The sequence below is a fragment of the Bradyrhizobium sp. Kon69 genome (genome assembly GCF_055807515.1).
Genome location: NZ_JBVVOS010000523.1, coordinates 1 through 245, shown reverse-complemented (window position 1 = coordinate 245; position 245 = coordinate 1). Strand labels below are relative to the sequence as shown.

The window sequence follows — 245 nt, the reverse complement described above, 5'->3', positions numbered from 1 at the left end:
AGCCCCAGGTATGGAGAACCGAGGTGACGCCGATGCGGGCGCCGAGGTGTTTTGGGTCGGCCGCGATCGTGGTCAAGGTCTCGGCCGAGGCTTTGAACAGCAGGTCGTAGATGGCGGCCTTGTTGTGATAGGCGATGTCGGCGATCGACGCCGGGAGCGTGAACACCACGTGAAGTACGGCACCGGCAACAGCTCCGCCTCGCGGTCGGTGAGCCAGTCCTTCGCGGCGGCGCCCTGGCACTTTG

1 pseudogene is annotated in these 245 nt (G+C 65.7%); it reads right to left on the bottom strand.

What is annotated here, in order from left to right:
- A pseudogene (locus AC0L3U_RS40030) lies at positions 1 to 245 on the bottom strand (transposase zinc-binding domain-containing protein); the annotation flags it as partial.